This is a genomic window from Labrys sp. KB_33_2, from assembly GCF_052114505.1.
GTDB lineage: Bacteria > Pseudomonadota > Alphaproteobacteria > Rhizobiales > Labraceae > Labrys.
The window spans coordinates 210,291-227,347 of the sequence record NZ_JBFREW010000003.1; the positions used below are offsets into that span (position 1 = coordinate 210,291).

14 protein-coding genes and 1 tRNA gene are annotated in these 17,057 nt (G+C 63.8%); 10 read left to right on the forward strand and 5 right to left on the reverse strand.

All coding sequences use genetic code 11. The features are described 5' to 3' along the window. Positions 1–69: 69 nt before the first annotated feature. From AB4037_RS06560 to AB4037_RS06570, 3 genes are all read right to left on the reverse strand, one after another. Positions 70–1,476 carry a purine-cytosine permease family protein gene (locus AB4037_RS06560; RefSeq protein ID WP_441770951.1) on the reverse strand — a complete coding sequence of 469 codons (1,407 nt, stop codon included), beginning with the start codon at positions 1,474–1,476 and terminating at the stop codon, positions 70–72. Between the two features lie 272 nt (positions 1,477–1,748). After that, a complete protein-coding gene (locus AB4037_RS06565) occupies positions 1,749–2,384 on the reverse strand; it encodes a class I SAM-dependent methyltransferase (RefSeq protein ID WP_441770952.1) in 636 nt (211 codons plus the stop codon). A gap of 78 nt (positions 2,385–2,462) precedes the next feature. Next, positions 2,463–3,167, reverse strand: a complete 705-nt coding sequence (locus AB4037_RS06570) for a helix-turn-helix transcriptional regulator (RefSeq protein ID WP_441770953.1) — start codon at positions 3,165–3,167, stop codon at positions 2,463–2,465. 99 nt (positions 3,168–3,266) lie between these two features. On the opposite strand from AB4037_RS06570, the gene AB4037_RS06575 reads away from it, so the two are divergent. After that, the gene (locus AB4037_RS06575) at positions 3,267–3,674 is read left to right on the forward strand and encodes a VOC family protein (protein WP_441771186.1); all 408 of its coding nucleotides are present in this window, start codon (positions 3,267–3,269) and stop codon (positions 3,672–3,674) included. 373 nt (positions 3,675–4,047) lie between these two features. Here AB4037_RS06575 and AB4037_RS06580 read toward each other — a convergent pair. After that, positions 4,048–4,137: transfer RNA gene (locus AB4037_RS06580), tRNA-Ser, on the reverse strand. 226 nt (positions 4,138–4,363) lie between these two features. On the opposite strand from AB4037_RS06580, the gene AB4037_RS06585 reads away from it, so the two are divergent. From AB4037_RS06585 to AB4037_RS06620, 8 genes are all read left to right on the forward strand, one after another. Beyond that, entirely contained in the window at positions 4,364–4,684 is a 321-nt protein-coding gene (locus AB4037_RS06585; protein ID WP_434958625.1) for a PetM family of cytochrome b6f complex subunit 7, read from the forward strand. Between the two features lie 7 nt (positions 4,685–4,691). After that, the gene (locus AB4037_RS06590; protein ID WP_434958624.1) at positions 4,692–5,288 is read left to right on the forward strand and encodes a hypothetical protein; all 597 of its coding nucleotides are present in this window, start codon (positions 4,692–4,694) and stop codon (positions 5,286–5,288) included. 103 nt (positions 5,289–5,391) lie between these two features. Beyond that, the gene (gene msrA, locus AB4037_RS06595) at positions 5,392–6,045 is read left to right on the forward strand and encodes a peptide-methionine (S)-S-oxide reductase MsrA (RefSeq protein WP_441770954.1); all 654 of its coding nucleotides are present in this window, start codon (positions 5,392–5,394) and stop codon (positions 6,043–6,045) included. A 244-nt stretch (positions 6,046–6,289) separates the two neighbouring features. Then, the gene (gene modA / locus AB4037_RS06600) at positions 6,290–7,102 is read left to right on the forward strand and encodes a molybdate ABC transporter substrate-binding protein (protein ID WP_434958622.1); all 813 of its coding nucleotides are present in this window, start codon (positions 6,290–6,292) and stop codon (positions 7,100–7,102) included. 154 nt (positions 7,103–7,256) lie between these two features. Further along, a complete protein-coding gene (locus tag AB4037_RS06605) occupies positions 7,257–7,919 on the forward strand; it encodes a TetR/AcrR family transcriptional regulator (RefSeq protein WP_441770955.1) in 663 nt (220 codons plus the stop codon). Further along, positions 7,916–9,337, forward strand: coding sequence for a DHA2 family efflux MFS transporter permease subunit (locus AB4037_RS06610; protein ID WP_434958620.1), 1,422 nt, complete (start codon positions 7,916–7,918; stop codon positions 9,335–9,337). Before AB4037_RS06605 ends, AB4037_RS06610 begins: the two co-directional genes overlap by 4 nt. A 185-nt stretch (positions 9,338–9,522) precedes the next feature. Beyond that, positions 9,523–10,737, forward strand: coding sequence for an efflux RND transporter periplasmic adaptor subunit (locus AB4037_RS06615; protein WP_441770956.1), 1,215 nt, complete (start codon positions 9,523–9,525; stop codon positions 10,735–10,737). A gap of 2 nt (positions 10,738–10,739) precedes the next feature. Then, a complete protein-coding gene (locus AB4037_RS06620; RefSeq protein WP_441770957.1) occupies positions 10,740–13,919 on the forward strand; it encodes an efflux RND transporter permease subunit in 3,180 nt (1,059 codons plus the stop codon). A 12-nt stretch (positions 13,920–13,931) separates the two neighbouring features. Here the strand turns inward: AB4037_RS06620 and AB4037_RS06625 are convergent, their stop codons facing one another. Then, entirely contained in the window at positions 13,932–14,774 is an 843-nt protein-coding gene (locus AB4037_RS06625; RefSeq protein ID WP_441770958.1) for a class I SAM-dependent methyltransferase, read from the reverse strand. A 335-nt stretch (positions 14,775–15,109) separates the two neighbouring features. Between AB4037_RS06625 and acs the strand changes: the two genes are divergently transcribed. After that, entirely contained in the window at positions 15,110–17,056 is a 1,947-nt protein-coding gene (gene acs, locus AB4037_RS06630; protein ID WP_434958616.1) for an acetate--CoA ligase, read from the forward strand. Position 17,057 lies beyond the last annotated feature (1 nt).

The window sequence follows — 17,057 nt, forward strand, 5'->3', positions numbered from 1 at the left end:
CCCCGCTCTTGCGGGGAGAGGGTAAGGGTGAGGGGCAGCGTGGAGCTATTGACGTGAGGACTGCGCCCCTCACGCCCGCGCGGTCTTTTCCTCGGGCAGGATCATCTCGTTGGGGACGTTGGCGCTGCCCCGGGCCAGGGCATAATAGACCACCGAGGTCGCCATCAGGCTGACGATCCAGGAGATGTCGGCGTCGTCGAGCATCTTGGCGATCGGCCCCTCATAGAGCGCCTGGTTCAGGAAGGGGATCTGGACCAGCACGCCGAAGAGGTAGCAGCCCAACGCCGTCCAGTTGTAGGCGCCGTAACGGCCCGAAACGTCGTAGAGGGCGGGAACGTCCACCTTCTCCTTGGAGATCAGGTAGTAGTCGACGAGGTTGACCGCGCTCCAGGGCACGAAGACCGCCAGCAGCAGCAGCATGAAGTTCTTGAAGGCCGAGAGGAAGTGGGCGTTGGCGAACAGGGCGATCACCACGGAGCCGGCCACGAAGAGCAGGATATAGGCCACGCGTGCTACCTGTGACACGCTGCGCTGGCCGGCATAAGCGCTTACCGTGGTGAGCAGGGTCATCGAGCCGCCATAGGCGTTGAGGCAGTTCACCGTCAGCTTGTTGGTGACGATGACGATATAGACCAGCACGGCCACGCTTGGCCCGGCGAGCTCGCCGAGGAAGCCGACCTGGTTGGCCAGGAATTTGCCGCCCAGGGCCGCCACCACGGCGCCGAAGGTCATGGAGATCTGCGCGCCCACGGCCGAGCCGAGCAGGGTGGACCAGAAGGTCACCGAAGCCGGGGTGGAGGAGGGCAGATAGCGCGAATAATCGGCGACATAGGGGGCGAAGGTCAGCTGCCAGCCGGCAGCGAGCGCGATGGCGAGCAGGAAGGTCGCCATGGTGAAGGGCTTCTGGCCGAAGGCGTCGGCAACGTTGTATTGCCCGAACAGCCGGAAAGCGAGATAGGCAAAGCCCAGGATGCCGACCACGGTGGCGATGCGTCCGATGATGTGGATGAGCTTGTAACCCACCACCGCGACGATCACGGTGATCAAGCCGAAGGCGATCATGCCGAAGGCGGGTGTTTCCACGCCAAACATCAAGTTGATCGCCTGGCCCGAGAGCACGGTTCCGGTGGCTGCAAAGCCCAGATACATCACCACGGTGAGGAGGAGGGGCAAAGTGGCGCCCTTCACGCCGAACTGGGCGCGCGAGGAGATCATCTGCGGCAGGCCGAGACGCGGCCCCTGCGCCGAATGCAGGGCCATCACGGCGCCGCCGAGGAGGTTGCCGATGGCCAGGCCGATGATGGCCGTAAGCGCCTCGGCACCGAACACGATCGAAAGCGCGCCGTCGACCACGGCGGTGATCTGCAAATTCGCGCCGAACCACAAGGTGAACTGGTTGAAGGAGGAGCCATGCCGCTCGCCCTCCGGAATCCGGTCGATCGTCCGTTTCTCGATCGCACCCGTCTCTGCTGCCATGCCGCTCCTCCCAAGAGCTGATGTGCAAATGTTTTATGATGTAATATGTATATACAAGTTAACTCAATGCGCGCGGAAAAAGGGAGAGTCAAGGGGATTGTGCGGCAGAGCCCATGCCTGTCGAGCCGCTGATCTGCCTATGATGGCTCTTGCGCCTAAGCAGGTTTCTCTTGATTGAGCCAGGGGCACGATCAAGAGAAACCTGCAGGATATCAAATACTTGCAGAATTTCCGAGCGAGACCCATCCGCGGGCCTCACCGGGAAATTCTACCTAGGTCTTGCGCGCCACGATGTAAGGCCGGTTGTCGTCGCCCTTTGTCGCGTGGTTCTCGACGGCGAGAATCTCGAAGCCGGCGGCAGATATCTGCCGGGTGAGCGCCGAGACCCGAAATACGCCGGCATGAGGCGCCAGGCCGAGTGCGCGCATGACGGGCAAGGCAAGCCGGATGAGGGGATTCATCTCACCCACGCAGGGGGTTTTGGAGATGAGCAGGCCCTCCGCCGCCAGCAAGGCATGGACGCGGCGCAGCGTGCCGGGCAGGTCGCGAACCAGATGCAGATAGTTGAAGCCTAGAACCGCATTGAACTTGGCGGCGTCGGGAAGGAGCGCTTCCGCGGTGGCGATGCGAAAGACCAGGCTCGGGGCGGGAGCTGCAGCGTGTTTCTCCTCGGCGATCGCGATCATGCCGGCCGAGATATCGGTCGCGAGATAGGACTGGACCCCGCTTGCGAGCACGAGTGCCGTCGTTCCCGTGCCGCATCCCAGTTCCAGCACCCGGTCGCCGGGCCCCAGCAAGGCCCGGGTTCGCTGCAGCGTACGCTCATAGCCGGCCTGGTCTGCAATCGCTCCCCTGGCATATTTGCGCGAACTCCGATCCCAGAAACGCGCGTCGCTCGCCAAGCTCATGGTGCGATGTCCTTACCAAGGCAACTGTCTTGCCGAGCAGCCTTCCTACGAAATATGGCCAATCTCGTCGACAGCCGATCACGTCGGTCTATGTGTTGCGCGCCATGTCTCACGATGATGCTGCCAGCGGCGGCGCAATTCTCCCTTCGGCAGGCCATTGGTTTCCTGCAATACCTCGGCTTCGATCATCCGGTCGGTACGAAAATGACGGAACGCCTGCCTTGTCTCACACCAACCAATGAGGAGGCGGCTTGCTTCGGCATAACCGAGGATGACCGGCCAGACGGTGCGTTCGGCCTCCTCGCCGGTCTCGGCGCGATAGCGCAGGCGCAATTTGCGGCTTTCGCGGATCGCGCGCCGCAGTTCGGTGGTGTCCACGGCATCTTCGGCGACGATGGTGCTCGGCTTGGGGCCAATGCTCGGTTCGGCGATAAACGGCCTCAGGCGCTCCGGTACAACGGCTGCAATCTTGGCGATGACATCGCGGGCCGCTCCCGACAGCACCTTGTCGCCACGCCCTTCGACCCATTGCGCGCCAAGCACCACTGCCTCGATTTCGTCCGGCGTCAACATCAAGGGCGGCATGTCGTAATCGGCATCGAGCAGAAAGCCAAAGCCGGGTGCTCCGACGATCGGAACCCGTTGGCCGACCAGGTCGGCGATGTCCCGGTAGATGGTTCGCTTTGAAACTTCGATTTCGTCCGCCAGTGCGGCTGCCGTCACCGGGCGGCTCGACCGGCGTAAAATCTGGATGATCTGGAACAACCGGTCGGCGCGGCGCATGAAATGATGACTCCTGTTGCCATCATGGTGGCAACAGCGGTGTGCGACAAGTCCTTCCGCCGTGTCCGCGCCCTGGACACCATGCGAAAGGTTCAAATCATGAAACTTGCTTCAACCCGCCTGATAGCCGCCGACGTCAAAGCAATGGTTGGCTTCTACGAACTGGTGACGGGCTGCCCCGCTACCTGGCTCGCTCCGGTCTTTGCCGAAATTGTAACGCCGGGTGCCACACTTGCCATTGGAAGCGCGGAGACCGTCGCCCTGTTCCGGGAAGGCAGTGCCGAACCGCGCGCCAACCGGACGGCCATCCTCGAGTTCATGGTCGATGATGTCGATGCGGAATTCGAGCGCCTGAGGCAGGAGGTCGAAGTTGTGCACGAGCCGAAGCTGATGCCTTGGGGCAACCGCTCGGTGCAGTTCCGTGATCCCGAAGGAACGGCCGTTTCGCTGTTCATGCCATTCACCGAGGCCGCGAAAAAACGCTTTGGGGTGCTGGGCGGGGAATAGAGGCATGAAGCAGATCTGGGGCGCCCTCCGGAAAAGCGGTGTCCGGTGAGGTGGTGCAGCCGGCAGAGTGTTCGGTACTACGCCGCGAGCGAGGCTTGCCGATGGGTTTGATCGCATCGGCCAAGGCCCACTTGATGAGCCGCTTCCGTGGAACTGTCCAAACTTAACGCGGCGGATCCCGTCTGCCGATCTGTGCCTGATCCTGAAAATGCCCTACCGAGCGCTTTCAAGTGTAATGTCCCACCGACGTGATCCACCGCGATATCCTGGCGTAGAGGCCTGAACGGATAATCCGGAGAGCTGTTACTTAAACATAGGGTTTTGGAGGGAAAGCGGCGGAAAATCGCTCGCTGAGCTGGCACTTTCTGCAAGGTGGCGGAAGGAGCGGGATTCGAACCCGCGATACGGTTTCCCGTATACACACTTTCCAGGCGTGCGCCTTCAACCACTCGGCCACCCTTCCGTCGAGCGGTGCTTATGGCGATGTCGGCGCAATTTGTAAACGGGAGATTGCAGTTTTTTGAAGGGGAATATGCTTTCAATTCGGTGGCTCGGAACGGAGCGCCTGCCCGTCTCTTCGGGGCCGTTCACCTTCGAGCTCGAATTTCCTACGCGCAAAGGGGCCCCCTGCGCTAAACTGGCATGAGCCCTGCCATCGTCGGCGGGAGCGCGCGATGGTGGAGTGCGTGATGCGTTTTCTGGCTCGTTCGCTCGGCTTGTTCCTGGCTGCCGGCGCCTTCGTGGCCGCGGTGGTCGACGGTACGCGCTCGATCGCCGACAATCATCTCGTCTTCCTGCCGGTGCGCGCGGTCTGGCTCTGGCTCGGCCCTGCGAGTTTCGACCGGATGCGCGCCTGGGTGGAGGCCTCGCTTTCGGTCTTCTTGTGGAACAACCTGGTCTCGCCTTTGCTCGGCCTGCCCTTTGCTCTGGTGCTGGTGCTGGTTTCGGGCCTGCTCTTCTGGCTGGGGCGTCCGCCGGCAAGCCGGATCGGCTATGTCTCGCATCTGTGAGCGAAGCATGAGCGGGGCCGCATCTCGCCGACTGATCTTCGAGTATGTCATGGCGGCTTTCATGGCGGCCTGCATCACCGCCTTGTCTTACGGGAGCGCAGGGCCGGCGCGGGGCCAGGAGTTCAAACCGGTGAGCAAGCCGATCCTCGGCCGGTGGGCCGAACAAGCCACTTCCGAGCGATCGAAGAGCCAATGGCGCATCGGCCAACTGGATATCGTTGCTTGCGAGGGAGGCTATTGCGGTATTCAGGTCGGTGAGGGCGATCGATGCGGAAACCTTATCTTGCGCATGGGCAAGGAGGTCGCCTGGACGGATTATCAGACTGTACTTGGGGACAACCCGCATGGCGGCAGCGGGCCGGTCGCGAGTTTCGGGTCACGTCGTCCGCCGGGGAGATATGAGGATTTCTACTATTTCTTCGGCAAGCTGGCTTCGGGTGGTGAAAAAACCGCTGAGGCCACCTTTTCGCAGAGAAAGAATGACGAAATAAAGCTCGTGACCAGGAAGGAAAAGAGTTGCACCCCTCCCTGCAAGGAGATTCCAGTCCTTCTCTATGAAGGCGTTTTTTCACGGCAAGGTGAAGCGCGCTGTACTTCAGGCTGAGCCAAGGACGGGCTCTGACATATCCGTGATCGGCGCCGCCCCTGACAACGGCATCCGGCGCCCCCATATTGGCGAAGTCACCCAAATTCAGGAAGGAAGAACCATGTTCGGCTTTCGCAAGAAGACGGCGTTTCCCTCCGCCGACGAAGCCCTGCCGGGGCGCGGCGAGGCCATCGAGACGGCAGATACCCATTTCGTCAACGGCGCGGCCCTGAAGGGGCCTAACCCCGAAGGCAGCGAGACGGCCTATTTCGGCCTCGGCTGCTTCTGGGGCGCAGAGCGCAAATTCTGGCAGACCCCGGGTGTTTTGGTCACCGCGGTGGGCTATGCCGGTGGTCTCACTCCCAATGCGACCTATGAGGAAGTCTGTTCCGGCCTCACCGGGCACAATGAGGTGGTGAAGGTGGTGTTCGACCCCAAGACCATCTCCTATGATCAGCTCCTGAAGGTGTTCTTCGAAGCGCATGATCCCACTCAGGGCATGCGCCAGGGCAACGACATCGGCACGCAATATCGCTCGGGCATCTATGTCACCAGCGAGAAGCAGCGCCAGGCAGCAGAGGCAGCCAAGGCGCGCTACAACGAGGCGCTCGCCGCCAAGAGCTTTGGCGCTGTCACCACCGAGATCCTGGCGGCACCGCCTTTCTACTATGCGGAAGCCTATCACCAGCAATATCTCGCCAAGAACCCGGCCGGCTATTGCGGCCTGGGCGGCACCGGCGTCTCCTGCCCGATCGGCGTGGGCGTCGCCGCGTAGAAGCGGTGCCGTAGTGGACAGCCATGCGTGCACACCTCGATCGTCGGGTATGCGCTTGGTAAAATGAAGCGCGACACGCCTCCCCCACCGGGTTGGGGAGGGCGTGTCCCGTTCCATTCGTGCTGGCTAGGCCAGGCCTGCCCGCCATGGCGCGACATTCGCGCCTGTCGGCCCGCCTTGCGCTCCCTCCCGCGTCGCTATATCCCTGGGTATACAACCACCATGGCTGTCAGGGGATTTCACCATGCTGCGCTTTGCCCGCCGGGCTTTTCTCGCTCTCTCCGTCAGCCTCGTCTTCGCGCCCGCCATGGCGCAGGCCGAGGATGCTTCCGCCGCCAAGGCCGCGCAGGCCCAGGCCGGTGACCTCACCGTCTTTGCGGCGGCCAGCCTCAAGGGCTCGCTCGACGAAGCGGCCAAGGCCTGGACGGCAAGCTCGGGCAAAAAGGTGGTGATCTCCTATGCCGCCTCCTCGGCGCTGATGAAGCAGATCGAGCAGGGCGCGCCCGCCGATGTCTTCGCCTCGGCCGATCTCGACTGGATGAAATACGGCGTCGACAAGAAGCTGATCAAGCAGGACAGCGTGGTGAAGCTGCTTGGCAACGCCCTGGTGCTGATCGCGCCGGCCGATGCTGCCACGACGGTGGATCTCAAGCCCGGTGTCGATCTTGCCGGCGCCATCGGTGACGGCAAGATCGCCGTGGGCGAGGTGAAGACGGTGCCGGCCGGCAAATATGCGCGGGCCGCCTTCGAAAAGCTCGGCATTCTCAAGGCGGTCGAGCCGAAATTCGCGCAGACCGACAATGTCCGTGCCGCCCTCGCGCTGGTCGCGCGCGGCGAGGCCAAGTTCGGCGTGGTCTATGCCACCGATGCGGCTGCCGATCCGAAGGTGAAGGTCGTCGCCACCTTCCCCGCCGATTCGCATGAGCCGATCGTCTATCCTTTCGGTGTGACGGCAGCTTCGCACAGCACGGACGCCGCTGGCTTCCTGAGCTATCTCAAGACCTCCGAAGGCCAGAAGCCCTTCGCCAAGGCCGGCTTCACCTTGTTGAAGGACTAGGGCTGAGAGGACCTTGCTTCATCGGGCCGCAACAATCCTCACTCGATTGTGTCCGATCGCCTGCTTCACCCTCTCCCAATTTTGCCGGAATTCGGGCAGGAAATGAGACTCGCTGGTTTTATCCGTAACCGGCGGGTTTTGATTCGGGGCCATCATGGAGCAGCGTACGGACGACAAGTCATCCGGCGAGGAGCACTGGCGCGACGTTCGGCGCAACAATTTGCTGGACGCGGCCGGTCGCATCTTCGCGCGCCAGGGCTATGACTCGGCCTCGGTCGATGACATCGCTTTCGAGGCCGGTATCGGCAAGGCCACCGTCTATCGCTATTTCTCCAGCAAGGAAGCCCTGTTCGAGGCGGTGTTTGCCCAAACGCTCGACGATCTCGAGGTCCGGCTCGACAGCGCCCTGCTGCGCGAGGGCAATTTCCGCGAGCGCCTGACCTATCTCGTCGCCGAGATCGTGCCCACGGTGCGCACCCATCTCAGCACCATCCGCGACCTCAATGAGGGCGAAAATTCCAAGCGGCGCATCTTCCGTCGCCGCCGCGGCGCCATCGCCCAGCGTCTGATCACGGTGATCGAGGAAGCCCAGCGCCGCGGCGAGGCCCGGATCTACGATGCCGACATGGCGGCACGGCTGCTGATCGGCATGGCCTGGATCGGGGTGGGCGCCGACTATCTCTCCGACATCGAGGTGACGCGCGACGTGGTCGACATGGCGCTCAACGGCATTGCCCAGGGGCGTCCGGTGCCGGAGGGGCTGGTCACACGGCTCGAACCGGGCAGGCGCGGCCGCAAGGGGAGAGCACCCTCGTGAGCGAGGGGCTGAAATCGCAGGGCCGATTGCTGCCGCTGATCATCGCCACCGGCCTGTTCATGGAAAATCTGGACTCGACGGTGCTGTCGACGGCGCTGCCCACCATCGCACGCGATTTCGGCACGAGCCCGATCTATCTCAAGCTCACCCTCACCTCCTATCTGCTCTCGCTCGCCATCTTCATCCCGACCTCCGGCTGGATGGCCGACCGCTTCGGCGCCCGCACCGTGTTCCGTGCCGCCATCGTGGTGTTCGGCCTCGGCTCGATCGCCTGTGGCCTGTCCTCCAACCTGACCGAGCTGGTGGCGGCCCGCATCGTACAGGGCATGGGCGGAGCGATGATGACGCCGGTTGGCCGGCTGATCATTCTCAAGACCACGCCCAAGCACGACCTCGTCAACGCCATGATGTGGCTGACCCTGCCAGCCCTGCTCGGCCCGCTCAGCGGGCCGCCGCTCGGCGGCTTCATCACCACCTATTTCCACTGGCGACTGATCTTCTGGATCAACATTCCGATCGCCGTGCTCGGCATCGTCCTGGCCAGTCTCTATGTGCCCAATGTGCGCGAGGACGAGCGACGGCCCTTTGACCTCATCGGTTTCCTCATCCTGGCGCCGGGCCTGGTGGCGCTGATGGGCGGGGCAACGCTGTCGGGCCTCGATCTGGTGCCGGTGAGCATCAATATCGGCCTCGCCATAGCGGGTCTGGCCCTGATCGGCCTCTATGTCCACCACGCCGGGCGGGTCGCCAACCCGCTGATCGAATTGAGGCTGCTGCGCTTTCCCACCTTCCGGGCGGCGATTGGCGGCGGCTTCCTGTTCCGTATCGGCGTCGGCGCCACGCCCTTCCTGCTTGCGCTCTATTTCCAGCTCGGCTTCGATTTCAGCCCGTTCCAGTCAGGTCTGCTGACGCTCGCTACCGGCGCCGGTGCCATGGCCATGAAGGCCCTGGCCGGCCCGATCCTGCGTCGGCTCGGCTTCCGGCGGGTGCTGACCTGGAACGCCGTGCTGTCCTCCGTGCTGGTGGCGGCCCCGGCCCTGTTCCATGCCGGCATGCCGGTGCTGATGATCTCGCTCACCTTGCTCGCCGCCGGTTTCACCCGCTCGCTGCAATTCACCTCGATCAACATTGCCGGTGTCTCGGACATTCCGCCCGAGCTGATGGGCCGGGTCACCTCGATGACCTCGGTGCTGCAGGAGCTGGCAGGTTCGGTCGGCGTCTCCGTCGCCGCGCTGGCGCTGGAGACGTCGATGCATCTGCATGGCGCCAGCCATCTCACCGCCCCGGTCTTCCCGCCGGTGTTCCTGATGATCGGGGTGATCGCCATGACCTCGGGCCTGATCTTCTTCACCTTGCCGCGCAATGTCGGCAATGAGCTGCTCGCGCCGGCGCCCCGAACGCCTGCCGCGGCAGAGTGAATCGACGGCCGCGATCCCATCACACGCTATCACGATGGGGTGATCCGGGGCCTTTGGACACCAATCGAAGTCGGACAGAAACATCCCTTAACACTGGCCCACACTTCCGTCGTCATCGCCGTCACAAATCGGATTCGAAACCTTGCACCTGCCCGTGGGCGGGACCATTGCGACGGATCGGACTCATGAATATCGAACGTAAACCCAGACGGCGCCGCTGGCCCGCCGGGCTGGCAATCCTGATGCTCGGGCTGGGAAGCTACGCGGCCTGGCGCCATCTCGCGCAGGCGGCGCCGGCGCCCCAGGCGCAGGCCGCGCCCGCCAAGGTGCCGGTCACCTTCGCGCAGGCAGTGAAGGCCGACTATCCCGTCGAGGTCGACGGTTTGGGCACGGTTTCCCCCTTCAAGACGGTGACGGTGAGGAGCCGGGTCGACGGCGAGATCACCAGGATGTTCTTCAAGCAGGGCCAGATGGTCAAGCAGGGCGATCCGCTGGTGGAGATCGACAGACGCCCCTATCAGGCAGCGCTGGACCAGGCGATCGCCAAGAAGGCTCAGGACGAGGCCAGCCTCAGGAACGACCAGCTCAACCTGCAGCGCTTCCAGAACCTTGCCCAGAAGAGCTTCGAATCGCAGCAGGCCGTGGACACCCAGCAGGCCCTGGTCGACCAGGTCAAGGCACAGATCCAGGGCGACGAGGCGGCCATCGACAATGCTCGCACCAATCTCGACTACACCACGATCAAGGCGCCCTTCACCGGCCGCACCGGCTTCCGCCAGATCGACCCAGGCAACATCGTGCATGCCGCCGACCAGAATGGCATCGTCACCATCGCCCAGCTCCAGCCTATCGCGGTGCAGTTCACCGAACCTCAGGACCTGCTGCCGGCCATTGCCAAGGCTTTCGATCGCGGGCCGGCGCCGGTCGAGGCCCTGAGCTCCGATGGCCAGACCGTTCTTTCGCGCGGCACGCTGGCGGTGATCGACAACACCGTCAACCAGGCGACAGGCACGATCAGCCTGAAGGCGCGTTTCGACAACGCCGACAATGCGCTCTGGCCGGGCCTGTCGGTCGATACCCGCTTGCTCGTCGACACGCTCAAGCAAGTCCTCGTGGTGCCCGAGGATGCCGTCCAGCATGGGCCGTCAGGCCTTTTCGCCTATGTGATCGGCGATGACGGCAAGGCCGTGGCGACACCGATCCAGGTGGGCATGAGCGGCAATGGCCGCGCCGTGGTCAACCAGGGTCTGACGGTCGGTCAGAAGGTCGTGGTATCAGGCCAGGCACGCCTGCAGAACGGCGCGGAAGTCGAGGCGCGGCCGCTGCCGTCCCCGGATGGAAAGATTGCCGAACAGACCGGCCTGCAGGCGGGCGTCAATCCTATCGGGAAGGCGGACTGACCATGCCCGGTATCTCCACCCCTTTCATCCGCCACCCGGTTGCCACTACGCTCTTGATGGTGGGCATCCTGTTCGTCGGCATCATCGCCTATCCGCAATTGCCGGTGGCGCCGCTGCCCGAAGTCGACTTCCCGACCATCCAGGTTTCCGCCAGCCTGCCCGGCGCCGATCCGGCCACCATGGCCTCGTCCGTGGCCCAGCCGCTGGAAACGCAGTTCTCGCTGATCCCGGGCATTTCGGAGATGACCTCGTCGAGCCAGACGAGTTCGACCCAGATCACCCTGCAGTTCGACCTGTCCCGCAATATCGACGGTGCGGGCGCGGATGTGCTGGCGGCCATCAATGCCGCCAACGGGCAATTGCCCAAGAACATGCCGAGCCCGCCGACCTATCGAAAGGTCAATCCGGCCGATTCCCCCATCCTGCTGCTCGGCGCCACCTCCGACACGCTGCCCTTGACCGAGGTTTCCGACCAGGCGCTCACCAAGCTGGCCCAGGCCATCAGCCAGATCGGCGGCGTCGGCCAGGTCAATGTCGGCGGCCAGCAGACCCCGTCCATCCGCGTCCAGGTCGACCCCGCCAAGCTGGTGGCCAAGGGATTGTCGCTGGAGGACGTGCGCATCCCGCTTGCCGTCACCACGGTCAACAATCCAAAGGGCACCTTCAACGGCGCCACCCGCTCCTACACCATCTATGCCAACGACCAGCTCACCGACGCCAAGGACTGGAACGACGTCATCATCGCCTATCGCAATGGCAGTCCGGTACGCGTGCGCGACATCGGCCAGGCGGTGAGCGCGCCCCAGGACGATACCCAGGCGGGCTGGGCGGATGGCAAGCGTGGCGTCTTCCTGGTGATCTTCAAGCAGCCCGGCGCCAACGTCATCGACACCGTCGACAATGTCATGAAGGTGCTGCCGCGCCTGGAAGCGGGTATTTCACCCGCTATCAAGATCTCCGTGCTGTCGGACCGTACCCAGACCATCCGCGCCGCCGTGAAGGACGTGCAGTTCACGCTGCTGCTCACCATCGGGCTCGTCGTCATGGTGATCTTCGTCTTCCTGCGCAGCGTGTGGGCCACGGTGATCCCCTCCATCACCGTGCCCTTGGCCTTGCTGGGCGCTTGCGCCCTGATGTGGCTGGCCGGCTACAGCCTCGATAATCTCTCGCTGATGGCGCTGACCATTGCGGTGGGCTTCGTGGTCGACGACGCCATCGTCATGCTGGAGAACATCACCCGGCATATCGAGGAGGGTGAGAGACCGATGGCCGCCGCCCTCAAGGGAGCCGGCGAGATCGGCTTCACCATTCTGTCGATCAGCATCTCGCTGATCGCCGTGCTGATTCCGCTCCTGTTGATGAGCGGCATCATTGGCCGGCTGTTCCGGGAGTTTGCGATCACGCTCGCCATGACCATCGTGGTCTCGGCCTTCGTGTCGCTGACCCTGACGCCGATGATGGCTTCGCGCTTCCTCAAGCCGATTCACGAGGAGCATCATGGCAAGTTCTACAAGCTCAGCGAATCTTTCTTCGAGGCCATGGTGAATGCCTATGAACGCGGCCTCGACCTCGTGCTGCGCTTCCGCTTCATCACCCTGCTGACCTTCTTCGCCACGGTGGCCCTGTCGGCTTACCTGTTCGTGATCATTCCCAAGGGTTTCTTCCCGCAGCAGGACACCGGCCTGATCACCGGCGTCGTCGAAGCGGCGCAGGATACGTCCGTGGCCGACATGGCGCGCCATATGGAGGAATTGGGCGCCATCGTGCTCAAGGATCCGGCCATCGACCATATGGCCATGCGCATGGGCGGCAACGGCAACACCCTCAATGACGGCACCATGTATATCACGCTGAAGCCGCGCGACCGGCGTAGCGCTTCGGCTGACCAGGTGATCCGCCGCCTGCAGCTCCAGACCGCCAAGGTCGAGGGGGCGCGGCTTTACCTGCAATCGGCGCAGGACGTGCGCCTCGGCGGCCGGCCCTCCCGCACGCAGTACCAGTTCACCCTGCAGGGCACCGACATCGACCAGCTCAACCAATGGGCGCCGAAGCTGCTGGACGCCATGAAGACCATGCCGGAACTGCGCGACGTCGCTTCGGACCAGCAGGCATCCGGCACCACTCTGACCCTGTCGATCGATCGCGACCAGGCTGCCCGCTACGGGCTGACGCCCGACATCATCGACGCCACGCTCTATGATGCCTTCGGCCAGCGCCAGATCGCGCAATTCTCGACCCAGCTCTCGACCTATTACGTCATCCTGGAGGTGCTGCCCTCGCTGCAGAAGAGCACGGCGACGCTACAGCAGATCTATCTGCGCTCGCCGGCCACCGGCGGCGAGGTGCCGCTCTCGGCCTTTGCGAAATGGAGCACAGATCCGGTCCGCCCGCTCGCCATTAACCATCAGGGCCAGTTCCCGGCGGTGACGATCTCCTTCAACCTGGCGCCCGGCGTGGCGCTCGGGCAGGCGACGGCCGCCATCGAGGCTCTGGAAAAGCGGATGGAGCTGCCGGCCACCATCGGCTCGACCTTCCAGGGCACGGCGCAGGCCTTCCAGGATTCGCTCTCCTCGGTGCCGATGCTGATCGTCGCGGCCCTGGTGGTGGTCTATCTGATCCTCGGCATCCTCTATGAGAGCTTCATCCACCCCCTCACCATCCTCTCGACCCTGCCTTCCGCGGGCGTGGGGGCTCTGGCGACGTTGCTGCTGTTCCATTTCGACTTCAGCCTGATCGCCCTGATCGGGGTCATTCTCCTGATCGGCATCGTCAAGAAGAACGGCATCATGCTGGTCGATTTCGCCATCGTCGCCGAGCGCGACCACCGTATGAGCGCCGTCGAGGCGATCCGCCGGGCCTGCCTCCTGCGCTTCCGGCCGATCCTGATGACCACCATGGCCGCCTTGCTCGGCGGTGTCCCGCTGATGCTGGGCTCCGGCACCGGCTCGGAGATCCGCCAGCCTCTCGGCTATGCCATGGTCGGCGGCCTCATCGTCAGCCAGGTCCTGACCCTCTTCACCACGCCGGTGATCTATCTCTATCTCGACGGCTTTTCGAAATGGCTGAGAAGCGGTCGCGATTCCGGCGAACCGAGCGAGCCGCCGGAAGCCGTTCTGGCGGGAGAGCCCAGGGAGGACCAGGATCTGGTCATGCCCGAACCGCGTGCCGTCGCGATGCGGTGAGTGCGAGTTTTCTCACGCTGCCCGCGCGATCATCTCGATGGGCGCGATCAGCCCATCGGCCAGGGCCGACATCACATTGCCGATGCGAAGGGGAGCGTTCGCGCCCATCAGGACCTGGGGCCCGAGGGGAGACGGGCCGTCGCGGGCGACCTTCTCCCTCATCTCGCGGCCGAGCCGGAGAGCAAGGTCGCGATGGCTGCGCTCGAGTTCCAGGCTGAAACCGGCCTGGGCAAGGGCCTGGCGGTAGCGGCTCGGCGGCTCCACGAAGCTGGTGGCCGAACTCATCGCCCAGGGCATCGGGAAGGGCAGTTCACCCAAGCCATTGTGTGTCTGGCCTTGGTGCATGATGTCGTAGACGCCGAAGCGCGCACCCGGCTTGAGTACCCGGCGTATTTCGCGAAAGAGGGTATCCTTGTCGGCGATGTTCATGCCGACATGGAACAAGGTGGCGCCGTCGAAGCTCGCGGCCTCGAAGGGCAAGGCGAGGGCGCTGCCCTGCACGAAGGAGACCCGCCCCGACAGGTGACAGCGCCGGGTCACCGCCTCCGCCACGGCGACGAATTCGGCGGTAAGATCGATGCCGGTGACGCTGCAGCCGAGCACCTCCGCCAGATGCCGTGCCGGTCCCCCGATGCCCGAGCCGACATCGAGCACATGCATGGCATGGGTGAAGCCGAGATCCTCGGCCAGCTCTTCGGTGGCGGCGGCCCAGCCGAGGTGAAACTCGTCGATGCCGGCGAGATCGCCGGTGACGAGCCGGTCCGGATCCTTGCCGGCGGCCTCCAGTGCCGAAAACAGTGTTCGCTCAAGCGAACCTTGCGTGTAATGGCTGGCGACGGCGCCTTCGATGTCCATGGCCACATCCTTTCTTGGCGGGCTGGTACTAAGCGGTAGCATCGCAAGTTCAGCCGCCACTATACCGCGCCGCGTCAAGCAATGACAGACGCACCCCAGTATCCGCTGGAGCACGCGAGGGACTTGCCCTGCGCCCGCGCTTTGTCATAAGCGTTCTATCAAAGCGTTTTGCGATTTTTGCGGAATCGTCAGGAATCGCAAAGACGCGCCGAAGCAAGGAGTTGGAGCACACGAGCGTTCAGCCATGAACGCGCTTCGCTCCAGAGGAAATGCCGGTTTCGAAGCCGGCGCGCGTTGCAAGGCCGTGGCACGACCCCGGCCGATGGGAGGAAGGCATGTCTGAGGCCAAGATCTACGACGTTCCGCGCGAATGGGCCGAGGAAGCGTATGTCGACAATGCGCGTTACCAGGCGATGTACGAAGCCTCCGTCAGCGATCCCGAGGCGTTCTGGGGCGAACACGGCAAGCGAATTGGCTGGTTCGAGCCCTATACCAGGGTCAAGAATACCCGTTTCGAACCGGATGTCTCGATCCGCTGGTATGAGGACGGCACCACCAACGTCTCCTGGAACTGCGTCGACCGCCACGTCGCCGAACACGGCGATCGTACCGCCATCATCTGGGAGGGTGACGATCCCTCCGAGAGCCGCCACATCTCCTATCGCGAGTTGGCCAGCCAGGTGCAGCGCTTCGCCAACGTGCTCAAGGGCGAGGGCGTCAAGAAGGGCGACCGGGTCACCATCTATCTGCCGATGATTCCCGAAGCGGCCTTCGCCATGCTGGCCTGCGCCCGCGTCGGCGCCGTGCATTCCATCGTCTTCGGGGGCTTCTCGCCTGATTCCCTCGCCGGCCGCATCACCGATTGCGGTTCGACCGTGGTCATTACCGCCGACGAAGGCTTGCGCGGTGGCAAGCGCGTGCCGCTCAAGGCCAATGTCGACGCGGCGCTGGCCAAGGAAGGGGGCGTCTCCTCGGTGATCGTGATCAAGCGCACCGGTGCCCCGGTGCCGATGGTCACCGGACGCGATCATTTCTACGCCGATCTCGCCGCCAATGTCTCCGACGAGTGCCCTTGCGAGGAGATGGCGGCGGAGGACCCGCTGTTCATCCTCTACACCTCCGGTTCCACCGGCAAGCCGAAGGGCGTGCTGCACACCACCGCGGGCTATCTCGTCTATGCTGCGATGACGCATCAATATGTCTTCGATTATCGCGAGGGAGACATCTACTGGTGCACCGCCGATGTCGGCTGGGTCACCGGTCATTCCTACATCGTCTACGGCCCGCTGTGTAACGGTGCCACCACGCTGATGTTCGAGGGCGTGCCGAACTACCCGTCGGTGTCGCGCTTCTGGGAAGTGATCGACAAGCACCAGGTCAACATCTTCTACACTGCGCCGACCGCGATCCGCGCTTTGATGGGGGCCGGCGAGGAGCCGGTGAGGAAGACTTCGCGCGCCTCGCTCCGCCTGCTCGGCTCCGTGGGCGAGCCGATCAATCCCGAGGCCTGGGAATGGTATCACCGCGTGGTGGGCGACCATCGCTGCCCGATCGTCGACACCTGGTGGCAGACCGAGACCGGCGGCATCCTGATCTCGCCGCTGCCCGGCGCCACCAAGCTCAAGCCGGGATCGGCCACACGGCCCTTCTTCGGCGTGCGTCCCGAGATCGTCGACGCCGAGGGCAAGGTGCTGGAGGGCCCCTGCGAGGGCAATCTCGTCATTGCCGATTCCTGGCCGGGCCAGATGCGCACCGTCTATGGCGACCACCAGCGCTTCTTCGACACCTATTTCGCCGCCTATAAGGGCAAATATTTCACCGGTGACGGCTGCCGCCGCGACGAGGACGGCTATTACTGGATCACCGGCCGCGTCGACGACGTCATCAACGTCTCCGGACACCGCATGGGCACGGCCGAGGTGGAGAGCGCGCTGGTGGCGCATGAACTGGTGTCGGAAGCCGCCGTCGTCGGCTACCCCCACGATCTCAAGGGGCAGGGCATCTATGCCTATGTCACCTTGATGGCGGGCAGCAGCGGCGACGAGATCCTGCGCAAGGAATTGGTGGGCTGGGTGCGCCGCGAAATCGGCCCGATCGCTTCGCCCGACCTTATCCAGTTCGCGCCCGGCCTGCCCAAGACGCGCTCCGGCAAGATCATGCGCCGCATCCTGCGCAAGATCGCCGAGGATGATTTCGGCTCGCTCGGCGATATCTCCACTCTGGCCGACCCGACGGTGGTGGAGGACCTGATCGCCAACCGCCAGAACAAGCCCAAGGGCTGAG